The organism is Shewanella sp. MF08487 (assembly GCF_050848685.1).
Classification (GTDB): Bacteria; Pseudomonadota; Gammaproteobacteria; order Enterobacterales; family Shewanellaceae; genus Shewanella; species Shewanella glacialipiscicola.
The window spans coordinates 29,881-45,757 of record NZ_JBOZPB010000017.1 but is presented as its reverse complement, the minus strand read 5'-3'; the positions used below and the strand labels follow the sequence as shown (position 1 = coordinate 45,757).

Sequence of the window (15,877 nt, the reverse complement as noted above, 5' to 3'; positions counted from 1 at the left end):
GTGGACCATAAACTTGCTGACGATTCTAACATCACACCATAAAAGCGTTAACGCGAATAAGTAATTGAGAAAATACTTGCCAGAGGCTCACCCTTATCATCTTTTAAAATGGTTTCGCCGCTTATCGCTTGATAGCTTATTTTCTAATCTTGAATCGTCATTTTATGAGCAGTTTTAACCACTTCAGGGACTGCGCTTTCAGCTTTAACATCAGCCTTTGCTCCGCCTCTGCATGACTCATCATCGAAAAAAATAGCACCATAGGCGGCACTAATAATGACCACAATGATACAGCGGACTCTCTTCTACGCCAGCTAAAACTTGTCATCTTGCTTCCTTATAAGTCGTTATATTTATAATCTGCCCAAGCTTACAAACACTTAACAAAAGGCGCAAAACATAATTGCAACTAAATGCGTCAACACTAAGGGCTAAACTTGCTGACTCAAAATCCATAAATTAACGCTAATTTAAGCCGTTAGCCGCTAAGATAAGCATAACCTAAGCCTGTATAGGCAGATCTCAAGCAGGAAGTTTTATGAGCACCATCACTCTTATCAGTATTTTCATTCTTTGTTTATTAATAGGCGCTATTTTGCTGCTACTTTGGCAGAGACAAAAAGGCAAAACCATACCGCTAGCAGTGATATTTGTGCTGGGATTTTTCGCTGTGGGACTCGGCGCTATTATTGGATTTGTACATAAAGGTGAGGATTATCAAGCCTATCAAAAACTACAGTGGCGCACCTTAGCACCAGAGCAAATTGCGCCTTTGGTTGCCAAAGGCTATACCGTCTTTGTTGATATAACCTCTGATTGGTGCATGATTTGTAAAACCAATCAAGCCGAAGTCACCCATAGGGAACAAGTTGTCAATGCCTTGATGGCCGACAATATTATCCTGATGCAAGGCAACTGGAGTGAAGCCAACAAAACAATTGAAGCCTATATGCGAAATGAAGGCGTGCCAGGAACCCCCTACAATAAAATCTACGGCCCAAGCTACCCCAATGGCATTCTTTTACCGTCAAAACTTAGTATTAGCGACGTACTCAATGGCCTAACAGCTGCCCGTTAAGCTCATCAGTTATACATAAAAAGGCTGCCTGACAGCCTTTTTAGTAAGAGCCGTTAAAATGTAATGAAGCGATTTATTCGATCCACAAATATTAGCTATCACTTTGTCTATGGCCACAAAAATCATATTAAAACCAAGTTTTGCGAACACATTTAAAGCCGCCCATTAATCCACGATATATCGTGTGATGATATTTAAAGGTACACTCAAGCTATCTGCTAGCGAATCGAGCAAACCGGCCTATGTCTCAGCTTTCATCTACTACAGCACTCATAAACAACCATTTTTTACCCGAGAACCAATTATTGCTTAATGCTGTTGGTGAAGGAATTTATGGCTTTGATTTAAGTGGTAATGCCGTTTTTATTAACCCTGCAGCAGAACGAATGACAGGGTGGAAGAATGAAGAGTTACTCGGGAAAAATATCCATGATTGTCATCACCATAGCCACGCAGACGGGAGCCACTACCCACAAGAAGATTGCCCCATTTATAACACTTTAAAAGATGGCATTACGCGTGAGATAACCCATGACGTATTTTGGCGTAAAGATGGCAGCAGTTTTCCGGTTCATTATAGCTCTACGCCCGTTTACCGCGCCGATGAACTGGTTGGCGTGGTCGCGATATTTCGTGATATCAGTATTCAAAAACAAACAGAGCTGTCATTACGCCAAGCATTAGCCCAAGTACAAGCCCTCTCAGAACGACTCGCTTCAGAAAACCATTACCTACAAACCGCACTCGCAGATAAAACTGGCGATGTGGATATATCAGGAAATAGCGGCGTGATCCGCCATATGATCCAGCAATTGCATCTAGTCGCCAATACCGATAGCACAGTGTTGATTTGTGGTGAAAACGGCACAGGTAAAGAGTTAGTCGCCCGTAATTTACATCAATTAAGCCACCGTAAAGACAAGCCAATGATCAGTGTTAACTGTGCGGCGTTCTCAGCCTCTTTATTAGAAAGTGAGCTCTTTGGCCATGAGAAAGGAGCATTTACTGGCGCTACCAGTCGGCGTAAAGGTCGCTTTGAACTCGCCCATCAAGGCACCTTGTTTCTTGATGAAGTGGCGGAACTGAGCTTAGAAGCGCAATCAAAATTATTGCGCGTTATTCAAGAGCAATCCTTCGAACGCCTTGGCGGCAGTGAAACCATTCAAGTGGATATCCGTTTAGTCGCTGCCAGTCATCACGACTTACTCAAGCGAGTTGAGCTAGGATTATTTCGAATGGATTTGTATTACCGCCTAAATGTATTCCCTATTCAGGTGCCACCACTGCGCGCAAGAATCGACGATATTCCTGAGCTGGTCAGCCATATTCTGCACAGCTTAAATCGAAAGCTTGGTAAAAAGATTCGCGGCGTGAGCCAGAAAGGACTGCAAAAGCTCATGGCATACACTTGGCCAGGCAATGTGCGTGAGCTGCAAAATATTCTTGAACGCGAAGCTATTTTATCCCAAAGCGATATTTTACATATTCACGCTATGCCTAATAGCCACCCACTCACTCAGGCTCACGGGCAAACTTTAGCTGAAGCAGAAGCCCTACATATAGAACAAACCCTTAAACGTTTACATTGGCGTATATCGGGTCCATTAGGGGCTGCCAATGTGCTCGGCGTGCCAGCAAGTACGTTAAGATCACGAATGAAAAAACTGGGGATTAAGCGTCAATCTACTGAGACATAAGCACAGCATACATACCAAAAGGCACGATATATCACCAATGTGTGATATATCGTGTTTAAGGCGAAACCGATATCGAAAAATAATCTTTATAATCATGCAGTTAATCAATTGAAACATTGGCCTGCAGTTTGCTATTAGGGAGACAGATCTTATTTAAGCCGTTAGGACCCTTTATGCCAAAGTGCGAAGTTACCCCAAATTCTCCAAATGTGAATAAGTGTGTGGGTGCGAAGCCGCCCGCTGTAGAACTGCATATCCCAATTAAAAACCTCTCTAGCCAAAACTCGCAGACAACAAATGCGCCATCTGGCAACATACATTTTCGAGAGCAGAAAGGCTATTTTCAACGCCTACGCACTATGATGAATAGCTTGCTGATCGTACTATTTTTCGCTCTGCCATTTATCTCTATCGATGGCCGCCAAGCGATACTGTTAGATGTCAGCCAACAACAGTTTTTCTTTTTTGGTATCACACTGTGGCCGCAGGACTTTACGTTACTCGCATGGATTTTTATCGCCGCCGCTTTTAGCCTCTTTTTTATCACTGTATTTTGGGGCCGTGTTTGGTGTGGTTATCTCTGTCCGCAAACAGCATGGACTTTTATATACGTGTGGATCGAAACGCGTATTGAAGGCAGTAGTAACAAACGCAAACAACTCGACAAAGCGCCGTGGTCTAGCAATAAAATCGCTAAAAGAACGGCAAAACACTTACTTTGGGGGCTCACAGCCCTGCTTACTGGCTGTGCCTTTATTAGCTATTTTATCCCTGCCCGTGAACTCTATGTAGATATATTTACAGGTCATGCTAGCTTCTGGAGCACTAGCTGGGTATGGTTTTTCGCCGTTTGTACCTATCTCAATGCGGGCTGGATGCGTGAACAAATGTGCTTACACTGTTGCCCTTACTCTCGCTTTCAAGCAGTCATGTTCGACGCGAATACCAAAACCGTGACCTACGATGCACAGCGCGGTGAATCTCGTGGCCCTCGTAAACGTAAGCAACAAACAAACCTAAATGAGCCTACCTTAGGTGATTGTGTTGACTGTAATTTGTGTGTTGAAGTATGCCCAACAGGCATAGATATTCGCAACGGTTTACAATATGAGTGCATCAATTGCGGCGCCTGTGTTGATGCCTGTAATGAAACAATGCTCAAATTCGATTATAAACAAAATCTTATCGGTTATATGAGTGAAAATGACATAAAAGAAGTGCGTTACGCTTATTGGCGTTCGCCTCGTTTCTTAGGTTATGGGATTGCGGTCATCATCATGCTAATTGTCATCGGCTTAGATTTACATGGCCGTAGCGAAATCCAGCTAAATGTTATTCGCGATCGTCAAAGTCTGTACCGCGAAACGGCAGACAATAAGATTGAAAATACCTACCAGCTTAAGATCCGCAACAAAACCCAGGATACTAAACAATATCAACTCGCCGTTGATAGTGAAATGCCCTTTAGTCTTATTGCTAATCCGATTATTACCCTGGCCGCCGGTGAACAACTCGACTACCCCGTCACAGTGTTAGCCGATAGGAATAATCTCCCCTCTGGGCGTAAAATAATTCAATTCTCGGTGACAGATATTAAACAACCCGACCAGCAAGTCAGTCAAAAAACCGGATTTTTTAGCCCTTAAGACTCAACGTTTAGCGAACAGCATTAACCGTTCAATCAGCACTTAAGGAAACAACTCAAGTGCTGATTGACGCCATAAGCTTATTGTTAAATGACGCGACTTAACATAGACACAGATAAGCTAGCCAAGCTATTGATAGTCAAGTCATTGGTACTCAAGCTATTGATAGTAAAATCATGATATAAATCCAGTAAATCAACATAGAACATCGGCGATTTATGATGCTACTAAAAGGATAAGCATAAAGATCAGTGTATGCGGCTCGCGGGTTAATGATATTGATTATCCCCTGCTATCTTTTGATGCCAGCTCAAGCCAAGTTAACTAAAAATTAACTTTTGTGACGCGAAAATGCACTCAATCCACAGTAAAAACACAATCAAAAAATTCAAACTTAAGCTACAGTTAAGCCCTAGCCTTTAGAGTAAAAATACTTTTTTTACATAAAGATAGCATTATTGGTATAGCGATTTTTTCGCGATAAGCATTGACCTTAAGTACACACAGCCTCTAATCTAAACATCTGTTTAACTCGAAAATAATAACAACTAATAAACATCATCTTTGAGGTAGTTCAGCATGGCATATGATCAAGATTCCCAACTTAAACTAAACTACAGCTCACTTGTCGACTTGATCGAAAAAACTAGCCTGCGTTATGGCGATAAACCCGCCTATGTGTGCCTGGGTAAAACCAGCAGTTTTAATGAGATAGAACGCGATTCACGCTACTTTGCCGCCTACTTACAAAATGAAACGGCACTCAAACCCGGCGATCGCATTGCTATTCAATTACCTAACATTACCCAGTTTGTCATTGCTGCTTATGGTGCAATTAGGGCCGGTCTTATTCTGGTTAATACCAACCCCTTATATACCGAACGTGAGTTAATTCATCAGTTTAATGATTCTGGCACCACAGCGTTGGTGGTACTGTCTGACTTATTACCGACCTTAGCTAAAGTTATCGACAGCACCCAAATAGAACTGGTCATTTCCACCCATCCATTAGATTTAATTGCCCCACAGGTACAGCCAAAAACAAGGCTTAAAAATATCGAGTTTTGCCAAATTCTTAAACAAGGTGCAGAACTTAGCTTTACTCGCGTAGCTCCTACATTGGCGACTCTCAGTGCATTGCAATACACCGGCGGCACCACTGGATTATCTAAGGGTGCCATGTTGACCCACGGTAATATGCTCGCCAATGCCGCGCAGGTAAAATCCCGCATTGGCAGCGTCATCACCGAAGGCGAAGATATCTTCGTTGCACCACTACCGATTTATCATATTTACGCGTTTATGGTGAACTTAGTCTTGTATTTCGAATGTGGTGGTTGCTCGGTACTGATCCCAAATCCTCGGGATATTAGCGGCTTAATTAAGACGTTAGCTAAATATCCTTTTACGGGTTTTGCGGGTCTTAACACTTTGTTTGTCGCCCTATGCCATCAACCCGAATTTACCGCGCTGGACTTTAGCCATTTAAAAATCACTATATCAGGCGGCACTGCGCTCACTGCGGCGGCGGCAAATATTTGGCAACAGACCACAGGTAACATGATTAGCGAAGGGTATGGATTATCTGAGACCTCACCGGTTGTTTCACTTAATGCGCCCGGCTATCAAAAGCTTGGCACTATTGGTAAACCTGTGATTGGCACTGAGGTTAAACTTTTAGATGAAAATAACCTTGAAGTCCCCCTCGGCACCGCCGGAGAATTAACCGTGTGCGGCCCACAGGTGATGCAAGGTTATTGGAATAATCCACAAGAAACGACTAATGCTATGACTGCAGATGGCTTTTTCAAAACCGGTGATATCGCCATTGCCACCGAAGAAGGGTTTCATCAGATTGTTGATCGCAAAAAAGACATGATCCTTGTCTCTGGTTTTAACGTTTATCCTAACGAAGTCGAAAACGTATTAGCCAGCCACCCCAATGTGATCGAATGCGCGGTCGTCGGGATAAAAGATGAACATTCGGGGGAAGCGGTCAAAGCCTTTGTCGTACTCAAAGATAATGGCGTTGAACTAGAGCAACAGAAAAGTGACATTCTCCTCTATTGCCGCAAGCAATTAACCGCCTATAAGCTACCTAAAGTGATTGAATTTAAGAGTCAATTACCTAAAAGCACCGTCGGTAAAATTTTGCGCCGCGAGCTTAAAGACCACGTATGAGCCTTAGCTATTCCCAGTGAATGAAACATGTCACTGGGATTTGCCCTTAGGTAAAACTGGCATTAGCCTCTTCGGTTAACAATTGCAAACTGGCAAACTCACGATATAAATCATTCGATTGCATCAGCTCTTGGTGGCGACCACAGGCAATGATTTCGCCTTTATCAAATACAAAAATTCTGTCCGCATTAATAACCGTTGATAGGCGATGGGCGATAATCAAGGTGGTTTTACCCGCCATTAAGATATCTAACGCTTGCTTCACTTTTTGTTCACTCACCGCATCTAAAGCGCTGGTTGCTTCGTCGAGCAATAATATCGGTCTATCTGCTAAAATCGCCCGTGCAATTGCGATACGTTGTTTTTGTCCGCCAGAAAGCCGCACACCACGTTCACCTAAATAGGTTTGATAACCGTCACTAAATTCACTAATGAACTCGTGGGCACGTGCCGCAATACAAGCATCAATCACTTCTTGCTCACTTGCATCGACTCGTCCATAACGCACATTTTCAAGCACACTGGTGGCAAAAATTACCGAATCCTGCGGCACTAGGGCAAATTGGGCGCGTAAATCCTGAGGCGTTAGATCGGCAATATCAATTCCATCTAATCGAATACGCCCGTTAGACGGCACATAAAAACGCTGTAACAGCTGGAATAATGTGCTTTTACCCGCGCCGCTAGGGCCAACTAGCGCAACCCGCTCGCCCGCAGCAATTGCTATATTGAGCTGTTTTAAGACTAAGGTATCGTGTTCTGGGTAGGCAAAACTGAGGCCTTCTATCGCGAGCTCACCACGAATATTTATCGGTAATGTCACAGGATTTACGGCGACAGGAATATCAACTTGCGTTTCAGCCAGCTCAATTAACCGCTCGGCGGCGCCCGATGCTCGCTGAATATCGCCGATGACCTCACTGATGGTGGCTACTGCGCCTGCGACCATAACAGCATAAAACATAAACGCAGACAGTTCGCCGCCGGTCATCTTGCCAACCATCACATCTTGCGCTCCCACCCAAGTCACCAGCACTATGGCTGCAATACTTAAAAACATGACTGACGAGATCAACAAAGCGCGATATAGGATCCGCCCACTGGCTGCCGTCATGACGTCTTCGACGCGGGAGTTAAATAAGCTGCGGTCTTTATTCTCATGGCCATAGGCTTGTACTGTATGGATCTCGTGCAGCGTTTCATCCACATAAGCACCAAGATCGGCAACTCTATCTTGGCTTTCACGTGCCAGTACGCGTACTTTACGGCCAAAAAATAGCACTGGCCCTAATACTAAAGGCACTGCTAATAACACCAATAATGTCATCTTTACACTGGTAATACCCATCATGACCAAGCCACCGAACACAGTGACACTAGAGCGCAAAGCCATCGAAAGGCTTGATCCCACCACAGTTTGTAGCAAGGTAGAGTCGGCGGTAAAACGAGAGATCACTTCACCCGTTCGCACCTTGGCATAAAATGCAGGCGAGAGTTTAAGTAATTGGTTATAAACAGTAAGGCGGATATCAGCACTGACGCGCTCACCCAGCCAAGTCATTAAATAAAAACGGCAAAACACAGCAGCACCACTCAGCGCCGTGATCCCCAGCACGAATAATATGATCTCATTAAGCCTTTGCGCATTATCACGCACAAAGCCTTCATCGACCATCAGCCGCACACCTTGGCCAAGGGACAACCAAGCAAGTGAACCTATTATGAGAAAAATAATCGAGGCAACGACTTTCATTTTGTAAGGCTTGAGAAAGCCCGCAATCCAAGGTAACACTGACCTTTGTCTGTCAAAGACGTTAGTTTTATCCTTTGCCATAACATTAGCTGCTTGATGAGCGTGATCTTGCGAGCTATTCAATGGATCGACAACAGATTGAATGGGTTCAGACGGCTTAGCTGTTGGCTCGTTCACTCTTGATATCCTTAAGGTGGGATTACAGGTCAAGCATTAACATCGGCATGAATAAAAACGCCTGCCGCGGGATATTATATAAGGCGTATAAAAGAGATGCTGACAGTGAATGCTAAATTCAAGCGCTTACAGAATATTATACCTAAATAACCTGAACTCGGGATTAGCTCTGTGTCTCGACAGGTTACTTTTCCCTTTATCTGCGTTAACTTTGCTACTAATAGCCCGCTATTAGGTACGCAAACTTGCCTTGATAACGAAAAAACTCACTCTGTAGAGTTAATTTTGTGAATAAGGTAATAAGATTAATCCGTTACCACAGCCACTATCCCGAGTTCAGGTTAAATAATAAAAGCCAAACCCTCATCAAGTGCGGATTTGGCTAGATATTCTCATTAAAATAGTAACACTAAACGTTAAGCCAACTGTGTGTTTTCAGTTAGCTGGGGTGAACCATGGTGCCCATCGCGCTTCCATCCCACATCTAATAACTCTACACCACTAAGAACAAAAGCTTGGCCGAAACCTTTTACATATAATCCCTGATGGGGCGCGAGTTTGTATAAGTTAAAATCGGTTAATGCGGCAAGATTATCTGACATTTCACCAAACCGCGCTGACAACACGCCAACCCCTTTGCTAAAGGCTGGACTGCCACGGGGAACCACTTCGGCAATCGCATCAAAGGTTAAACGTTTGCGGGCAAAAACTGATTTAGCCACAGTTTCATCTTCAACTAACATAACCGAGACTTTAGCCGAGTGCTTAAGGTTATGCCCATGACGGGCTAAATCACTGACCAAGATGTAAAAACCATCATCAGCCAGCGCAAAAGGTGCGTAACTAGCATTTGGCTGTCCATCAATGCCCAGAGTGGCCAGCTGCAAGCTTTTATGTTGTTGCTTAAAGGCTTCTATTTCAGGTAAAAGCTTGTCTCTTAGACGCTTTTCTTGTTCGGTTATTTCAGGCTTCATGAGTTATGTTCCTTAAATATAATAAGTTAATTTTTTAATTCGGCGGCTTGATTGTGGTTATGTAAAGGCCGTTGCCAGCGCTTTAAATTGGCGAACTTGCTCAGGAAATAACGCCCTTTGTTTATCACGGCCTAAATACACTTTAAATACCACTTCGCCAGCACTGCCAAAAAAGTTAATAGAGTGGCTTTCACTGCCTCGAAATGGTCGACTGATTAATGCAATGGCACGCATGACATCGACTTTAAGGTGCCCGTGTAAACCATCGCCCTTGCTGTAAAGATTGTAATAACCGTGGGCATACTTACCCTGAGGGAAGTCACCTTTAAATTCAAACACACTGCCTGAAAGCATCACAATCGTAGTTAACTTGCCCCACAGGGGTAAGGCTTGTAATAGTTCATCTAACTGAGCCAGAGGTACGAATACCACTTGCTCCGGCGGCAATGCAGCAACCACATCAAGCTCGGCAATGCCGAGTTCACTGGCGAGTTGCGCCGGCATTAAATCGAGTTGTTGCTCAAATCGTTGACGTAATAGCGCCTGTTGCTCAATTTGCTGAGCGGTTAAGTCTGGCGCAACATCAAGCTCGGTATCGAGTGTCATCTTCATCAATGTTCTCCAAATAGAGTAACGACTAAGTGGTCGCAGATAAAAGACTTGCTCACCGATATAAATGTAGTGGCCGTGTTGATGGGTTTTAACGCCATCAACACTAAAAGCAAGCCTCTTTAATACGCGACTTAAAACATATAGCGCGCCGATAACTTCATGTTACGGCCCGGTTGTTGCAATGTTTGCCACGCTTGTAAGTACTGTTCATCACCGATGTTTTCAATGGCGAAATCAACTCTAACGCCAGCCATAGCCCCCATAGTCGGCTCCCATGTAACATACACATCCCAAAGGGTGTAATCGTCGTATTTTGCCACTTTAAAGCCATCAGGCGTATTGGATTGACTCGCTACATAAGTGACCCGCGTACCGAGCTTCATGTCGCCATCCATGATGCCTTGGGATAAATCGACATTAAATTTATTGGCGGGTATCCCCTCAATATCATCACCACTGTTACGATCTTCACCGTGGGTTTGACCATAATTCATCGCCAAATGAGTCTGACCGATACGGTAACGGCTACTAATTTCGAAACCAGTCAAGCGCGCATCTTCAACGTTATTCCACGAGGTCGTTTGCTCGAACCCTGGAATGCCGCGCCATGGGTTAGATACCTGCTGCACGATAAAATCATCCACATCGTTGCGGAAAATATTAAAGGTCAACGCCAGCTCATCATTACCCGCTAACTCACTGAAACGTAAGTCTGCTTTAATTTCTTTATTGCGCGCGGTTTCAGACTTTAAATCAGGATTAGTCGCAAACGTATTACACAAACCTTGGGGTAAAAATCCAGGAATGGGCGGAATGCAATAGTGCGTGCCACTAGAAAACATCTCTTCCACCGTCGGTGCGCGAAAAGCTTGATCGTAACGCGCACTTAAGGTTAACCAAGATTGAGTTTGCCAAATTAAACCCAACGAAGGTGATAACTCATTGTCATCAGACGATAAATTAAGGTTATTACTGTCATTTTTATAGCGATCATAGCGTAGACCTGAATCGAGATTTAATGTCTTTGTCAGCTCAATATCAGCGCGTGTAAAAGCGCCCCACACTGTGGTTTCACCATCGATATTCCCCGGACGTTGGCCCACTTGCCCAGAATCATCACGCTGCGTTTCTATGGTATCGCGATAGCCGTCAACGCCGTAGGTCAGTAAAGTGCTGCCCAAGCGTGAACTGTTATTAAGGTTAATGCCCACAGTACGATACTCAGTGCTATCTTGCTGGTCTTTAGTGATGCGGTCTTCATCGTAGTCAGTACTGTTCCAATACACTTGCATCTTAGTATCCAGATACGGATTATTGGCAGGATTGAGACTGTAATTTACAGTGATATTTTGATCGTCTGTCTTGCGGCGTACCAAAGGCACTGAGCTACTCACCGCAGCAGCAGGATTACTCGGTACGAGTTCATTGCTTTTATTCACTCTTGCTGATAATTCTAACCGTGACGCTTCATCGGCTTGCCAACCTAATTTGGCTAAACCATTGCTGCCGTTAGATGCACTGTTGTTTAAGGTTTCGTCATTGCCAGTTTTTATATTATTTGAGTCGGTATAAGAGCCGTTTAATAACCAATCAATACTATCTTGTTGACTATAAATAGCACCACTGGTTTTAGTACGCGAGCCATTGGTTTCATAACCTTGTTTTAAATACCCGCCAAAGGTCTCGTTGGGCGCTAAAAAGTCTTGTGCCGATTTAGTGTTCTGCGCGACAACGCCACCCAAAGCCCCGCTGCCCCACAAGCTGCTGGCTGGACCACGTAATACTTCTATAGATTTCAATAACTCTGGATCCATAAAATAAGATCCTCGGTGGCCAGAGCTCGTGTTTTGTCTTGCACCGTCTATCGTTTGCAATACTCGATCGCCACTTAAACCGCGGATTTCAACCCCTTGTGATGATGCTCTTGGCCCATTAGTCAGCGTGATGTTCGCTTCGTTTTTAAGGGCATCTGCAACGGACGATGCTTGAGCAACGGCGAGTTGTTCTTCACCCACCACAGCAACACTGCGACTGGTTTCGGACGCTTTTTCGCTGACTCTTGTTGCGCTCACTAATACTTCATCAAATTCAGTTGTGATTAGCTTTTTTTGTACATCCTTTTGAATAATAGGCGCTTTGTTTTCTTCAGCCGCCACAGTAAAACTGAGCGCCGTTAAGCCAAGGGCCATACTATTGAGTGCTATCGCCATGGCGATCACTAACGGCTTTTTCTTCATATCTTCATCCTCAAGTGATAATCAGCGGTGACTGCGTAATTTAATGCTGAGTTTCTAGATTGTTATCAAACAAACTCATGGCCAATTAAGTGGCGTAAATTAGCAGCTTAGCTGTTTTTTTAAGCGCTCATTCGAGCTATTGCAGGCACTCTACCTGAGATAATAAAATAGATCAAATGCTAATCATTATCATTTGCGATCTTATTTATATTGAGATATCTTAATTAGCGAAATGTTTTTATAGATAAGAGATTGCTGTGACACCGAAACGATATTTGGCTTTTGGCGCGTTGACAATTGCGATACAAACCGGGGTTATCGCCTCGCAGCCTTCGGTCACTATGTTAAAAAACTCGCCACTATCTAGCGCGGCAAAGCCATCAGTCGACACGAATCAAAATAGTGTCACGCTGAGCTTTATCGTGCCGAGCAAACGTGTCAGCACCGCAGCAAACACGAGTGCCACGCCTATACAGCAATCCAAATCCAGTGCAGAAAAGATTAACAGTGCGGCTAAACCACGATTAAGGTCAAAACCTATAGATAAGCCGATAGTCGCTGCGGCGGATAGAGCGACGAAGAAGATTGAGCAGCAGCTCGCAACAACACGTTCAGCTTCAACGTTGAATAAAGCGTTTTTGATACAAGATGTTACTGCCGATTTAGTGGATAAAAACATCAATACAGAGCCAGCAGAATTAACCACCAGCACGGCCAAACCTGATACTACGAGTGCAAAAAACAACATTGTGGAATTAACAAAGCCACTTTTTGCTACGCAACCACCTAAGCCTGAATATCCACGGATAGCGCGTAGAAAAGGCCTAGAAGGAACGGCAACAATAGAAGTGATGTTTAATGCATTAGGTGAGCAACTGGCGCTAACACTAGTTAAAAGTTCTGGATTTAGTTTGTTGGATCAAGCGGCACTGGAGGCGGTTGAGACTTGGCAGTTTGAGGCCCCGATGCCAAGGTTAGCGAGTCATTATAAGGTCACAGTGCCCATACGTTTTGCACTCAACTAATGACTTTAGCTGATGGCGTCTCCATTGAATCATGGCACCGAAAACCACACAGAATATAAGCAACCAAAACGTAAGCAACATCAATCCCCAACATAGATGCGTTTATTGCTTAATCTTAACCACATAACTCATGTATCAGTGGATGCCTTAATACTGAGATACACAGATACTGAAATTGACATAGATTGGAGAGGCTTAATGCCCATAACTGATTTTTCGACTTTACATTTTTCGACCTTACATAGTCAGCTCGGCGTACTGACATGGCCGCTATTGTTATGTGCTTTTCTAGCTTTTATGATCAGCCTTGAACGTAGCGCTTTGTTTTTACATCAAACGCTATTGTCACTATGGCCTAAAAAACAAGCTTGGGTAAAAACGCTACGTCAATCATCGTCAATAGCAACCACAGACAACATCAAGGCACTATTAGTACAAACGAGCGCGCAGCAAGACATACTCTCACGCGGTGCGACTTTACTACTCAAACAGGTCCACCAGCCCAAAGTCCTGCGGGAAGAGTTAGTCAGCCTGTGGCTGAATAAACAGCAACGAGACTTACAGGCTGGACTCAAAGTATTACAAGTCATTGGCATTATTAGCCCGCTACTTGGCTTACTCGGCACGGTTTTAGGCTTGATTGAAATGTTTAATCAGCTCGGTCAATCGCAAGGTCCGGTCACTCCCGCGCAATTAAGTGCGGGGCTCGGGCTCGCAATGAATACCACTGCGGCGGGGCTCATTATCGCGGTGCCCGCCATTACAGCTGCGCATCTTTTTGGGATCTGGGCTCAAAATCAATGTCAACGCACCAGCCATGTACTCAATCAAATTAACCTTTGGTTAGCCGGCATTAAAGACGACTCTCACGATGCGCATGACTATCAAGCGTTTGAGCACGTCAGCCAGTCGAGTGCATAGCCTAAACAGCCACTTAATAACCACTTTGAGACACTGAGATGATAAGCACTGATAAATCTTCACTGTCGCATAATGGCATATCTTCACCAGAACAACTGCCAAGCGTTGATTTGACCGCATTAATCGACATTATTTTTATTGTATTGGTATTTTTGCTACTCACCGCAAACAGCCAATTATTGAGCTTACCCGTCGCGGTGCCGCAAAGCCCAAGTTCAGCCATTACAGCGGTAAAAAACCAACCTTCTATCGCCATTAATATTATGGCAACGGCCCCCTATTGGGCTATCGATGGCGAGCAATTTATGGATTTAGCCCGCTTTACCACTGTATTGATACAACGCTTACAAGTAATGCCCGAGGCAACAGTGGTTATCGCCGCAGATAAAGCCGCGCCCGTTGAGCCACTAATGCAACTGCTTGCGCTATTACAAACACAATCCATCAGTCAGACACAAATATTGATGGAACACTAAATATTTACACGACGTTAAGTTAACAGAACGTATTTAACATCTGTCTATAAACCCCAAGTCTGAGCCTAATACTGTGGCGACCCAGATTTCATAGGAGTTAAACCATGTTGTTTCAAGCCACTCAACTGCCGATAAAAATAGGCTCTCGCATGTTAAGTTTTTTACCTCACCGTATAAGTAAGCCGCTGAATAAATGCCTATTTTTTAGCGCTGCCATCACTATGTTAGTTGCGCCTAATGCCTCAAGCGCTGAGCAAGAAATACGTCTAGTGAGTGCAGGGGCGGGAGTCACTGAGTTGGTACTCGCCCTTGATGCGGGCGATAAATTGGTTGCCATCGACTCTACCAGCTATATCCCTGAAAATTTGAGCCATATTGCTAAACTTGGCTATCACAGAATGCTCTCCGCCGAAGGCATTATTGCCCTGTCGCCAACCGTCGTGGTGGGTTCTGATGTGATGGGGCCAGAAACCACGCTCAAGGTGTTAAAACAAGCCAATATTCAAGTAGTGCAATTACCGACTACGACTGATGAACTGCAGCTAATGAACAATGTGGATACTTTAGGTCAGTTACTCAATCGCCAAGATAACGCAATCAAACTTAAGCAAGACTTACATCAAAAGCTGCAGCACTTAGCGGATAAAAAACTGCAAATACAAGATGGCGGCACTCAAACCAAAATCCTCTTTATGTTATTGCAAGAAGGTCGCGGCGCACGGGTTGGCGGTAAAGGCACTGCCGCAGATACCATTATTGAGCTATCAGGCGCACAGAATGTCGCCGATTTTGAAGGCTATAAAAGCATGTCCCAGGAAGGGATATTATCCTTACAACCCGATCTTATTTTGCTGTCAAAACGTAGCGATCAAGCCTCCGAGCAAACTCACAGTCAAATAGCCCAAGAGTTAATAAAAGAAATGCCATTACTCGCCCATACACCAGCAGGTAAAAATAAACATATTCAAACTCTTGCTCCACAAGCCTTATTAGGCGGTTTAGGACTAAGCGCAATTAGCGCCGCAGATACGCTTGCGAGCACGTTATTAACTCTGCATCAGTAAGTTGTTGCACCAACACTAGCGGAAAATAGATCAACA

General features: G+C 44.1%; 12 protein-coding genes. 8 read left to right on the top strand and 4 right to left on the bottom strand.

Going from position 1 to position 15,877, the window contains the following annotated elements:
* The first annotated feature begins 538 nt into the window (after nt 1-538).
* The 4 genes from ACRN9H_RS12595 (at nt 539) to ACRN9H_RS12580 (ending at nt 6,602) form a co-directional block, all read left to right on the top strand.
* Nucleotides 539-1,078: a thioredoxin family protein gene (locus ACRN9H_RS12595; RefSeq protein ID WP_432314122.1), complete on the top strand. Its 540-nt coding sequence runs from the start codon at nt 539-541 to the stop codon at nt 1,076-1,078.
* A gap of 242 nt (nt 1,079-1,320) precedes the next feature.
* A complete protein-coding gene (locus ACRN9H_RS12590; protein ID WP_432314120.1) occupies nt 1,321-2,775 on the top strand; it encodes a sigma-54 interaction domain-containing protein in 1,455 nt (484 codons plus the stop codon).
* Nucleotides 2,776-2,948: 173 nt separating this feature from the next.
* Nucleotides 2,949-4,421 (top strand): cytochrome c oxidase accessory protein CcoG, encoded by a 1,473-nt coding sequence (gene ccoG / locus ACRN9H_RS12585; RefSeq protein ID WP_432314118.1) that lies wholly within the window; start codon nt 2,949-2,951, stop codon nt 4,419-4,421.
* Nucleotides 4,422-5,000: 579 nt separating this feature from the next.
* Complete coding sequence (locus ACRN9H_RS12580) at nt 5,001-6,602, top strand: AMP-binding protein (RefSeq protein WP_432314116.1); 1,602 nt, start codon at nt 5,001-5,003, stop codon at nt 6,600-6,602.
* A gap of 46 nt (nt 6,603-6,648) precedes the next feature.
* Here the strand turns inward: ACRN9H_RS12580 and ACRN9H_RS12575 are convergent, their stop codons facing one another.
* The 4 genes from ACRN9H_RS12575 to ACRN9H_RS12560 all read right to left on the bottom strand — a co-directional run bounded on the left by ACRN9H_RS12575 (nt 6,649) and on the right by ACRN9H_RS12560 (nt 12,355).
* Nucleotides 6,649-8,436 (bottom strand): ABC transporter transmembrane domain-containing protein, encoded by a 1,788-nt coding sequence (locus tag ACRN9H_RS12575; protein ID WP_432314214.1) that lies wholly within the window; start codon nt 8,434-8,436, stop codon nt 6,649-6,651.
* Nucleotides 8,437-8,948: 512 nt separating this feature from the next.
* Nucleotides 8,949-9,506, bottom strand: coding sequence for a heme utilization protein HutZ (hutZ, locus tag ACRN9H_RS12570; RefSeq protein ID WP_432314114.1), 558 nt, complete (start codon nt 9,504-9,506; stop codon nt 8,949-8,951).
* A 57-nt stretch (nt 9,507-9,563) separates the two neighbouring features.
* Nucleotides 9,564-10,118: a heme utilization cystosolic carrier protein HutX gene (gene hutX, locus ACRN9H_RS12565; RefSeq protein ID WP_432314112.1), complete on the bottom strand. Its 555-nt coding sequence runs from the start codon at nt 10,116-10,118 to the stop codon at nt 9,564-9,566.
* A gap of 131 nt (nt 10,119-10,249) precedes the next feature.
* The gene (locus tag ACRN9H_RS12560) at nt 10,250-12,355 is read right to left on the bottom strand and encodes a TonB-dependent hemoglobin/transferrin/lactoferrin family receptor (protein WP_432314110.1); all 2,106 of its coding nucleotides are present in this window, start codon (nt 12,353-12,355) and stop codon (nt 10,250-10,252) included.
* A 257-nt stretch (nt 12,356-12,612) separates the two neighbouring features.
* Between ACRN9H_RS12560 and ACRN9H_RS12555 the strand changes: the two genes are divergently transcribed.
* The 4 genes from ACRN9H_RS12555 (at nt 12,613) to ACRN9H_RS12540 (ending at nt 15,841) form a co-directional block, all read left to right on the top strand.
* Complete coding sequence (locus tag ACRN9H_RS12555; RefSeq protein ID WP_432314109.1) at nt 12,613-13,380, top strand: energy transducer TonB; 768 nt, start codon at nt 12,613-12,615, stop codon at nt 13,378-13,380.
* Between the two features lie 198 nt (nt 13,381-13,578).
* Nucleotides 13,579-14,301: a MotA/TolQ/ExbB proton channel family protein gene (locus ACRN9H_RS12550; protein ID WP_432314107.1), complete on the top strand. Its 723-nt coding sequence runs from the start codon at nt 13,579-13,581 to the stop codon at nt 14,299-14,301.
* 38 nt (nt 14,302-14,339) lie between these two features.
* The gene (locus ACRN9H_RS12545; protein WP_107881775.1) at nt 14,340-14,777 is read left to right on the top strand and encodes an ExbD/TolR family protein; all 438 of its coding nucleotides are present in this window, start codon (nt 14,340-14,342) and stop codon (nt 14,775-14,777) included.
* 104 nt (nt 14,778-14,881) lie between these two features.
* A complete protein-coding gene (locus ACRN9H_RS12540; RefSeq protein ID WP_432314105.1) occupies nt 14,882-15,841 on the top strand; it encodes a hemin ABC transporter substrate-binding protein in 960 nt (319 codons plus the stop codon).
* Nucleotides 15,842-15,877: the final 36 nt, after the last annotated feature.

Bases quoted from the DNA above. Each gene is read 5' to 3' on its own strand.
- ACRN9H_RS12595 (WP_432314122.1), top strand. From the start codon at position 539: ATGAGCACCATCACTCTTATCAGTATTTTCATTCTTTGTTTATTAATA.
- ACRN9H_RS12590 (WP_432314120.1), top strand. From the start codon at position 1,321: ATGTCTCAGCTTTCATCTACTACAGCACTCATAAACAACCATTTTTTA.
- ccoG (WP_432314118.1), top strand. From the start codon at position 2,949: ATGCCAAAGTGCGAAGTTACCCCAAATTCTCCAAATGTGAATAAGTGT.
- ACRN9H_RS12580 (WP_432314116.1), top strand. From the start codon at position 5,001: ATGGCATATGATCAAGATTCCCAACTTAAACTAAACTACAGCTCACTT.
- ACRN9H_RS12575 (WP_432314214.1), bottom strand. From the start codon at position 8,436: ATGGCAAAGGATAAAACTAACGTCTTTGACAGACAAAGGTCAGTGTTA.
- hutZ (WP_432314114.1), bottom strand. From the start codon at position 9,506: ATGAAGCCTGAAATAACCGAACAAGAAAAGCGTCTAAGAGACAAGCTT.
- hutX (WP_432314112.1), bottom strand. From the start codon at position 10,118: ATGAAGATGACACTCGATACCGAGCTTGATGTTGCGCCAGACTTAACC.
- ACRN9H_RS12560 (WP_432314110.1), bottom strand. From the start codon at position 12,355: ATGAAGAAAAAGCCGTTAGTGATCGCCATGGCGATAGCACTCAATAGT.
- ACRN9H_RS12550 (WP_432314107.1), top strand. From the start codon at position 13,579: ATGCCCATAACTGATTTTTCGACTTTACATTTTTCGACCTTACATAGT.
- ACRN9H_RS12545 (WP_107881775.1), top strand. From the start codon at position 14,340: ATGATAAGCACTGATAAATCTTCACTGTCGCATAATGGCATATCTTCA.
- ACRN9H_RS12540 (WP_432314105.1), top strand. From the start codon at position 14,882: ATGTTGTTTCAAGCCACTCAACTGCCGATAAAAATAGGCTCTCGCATG.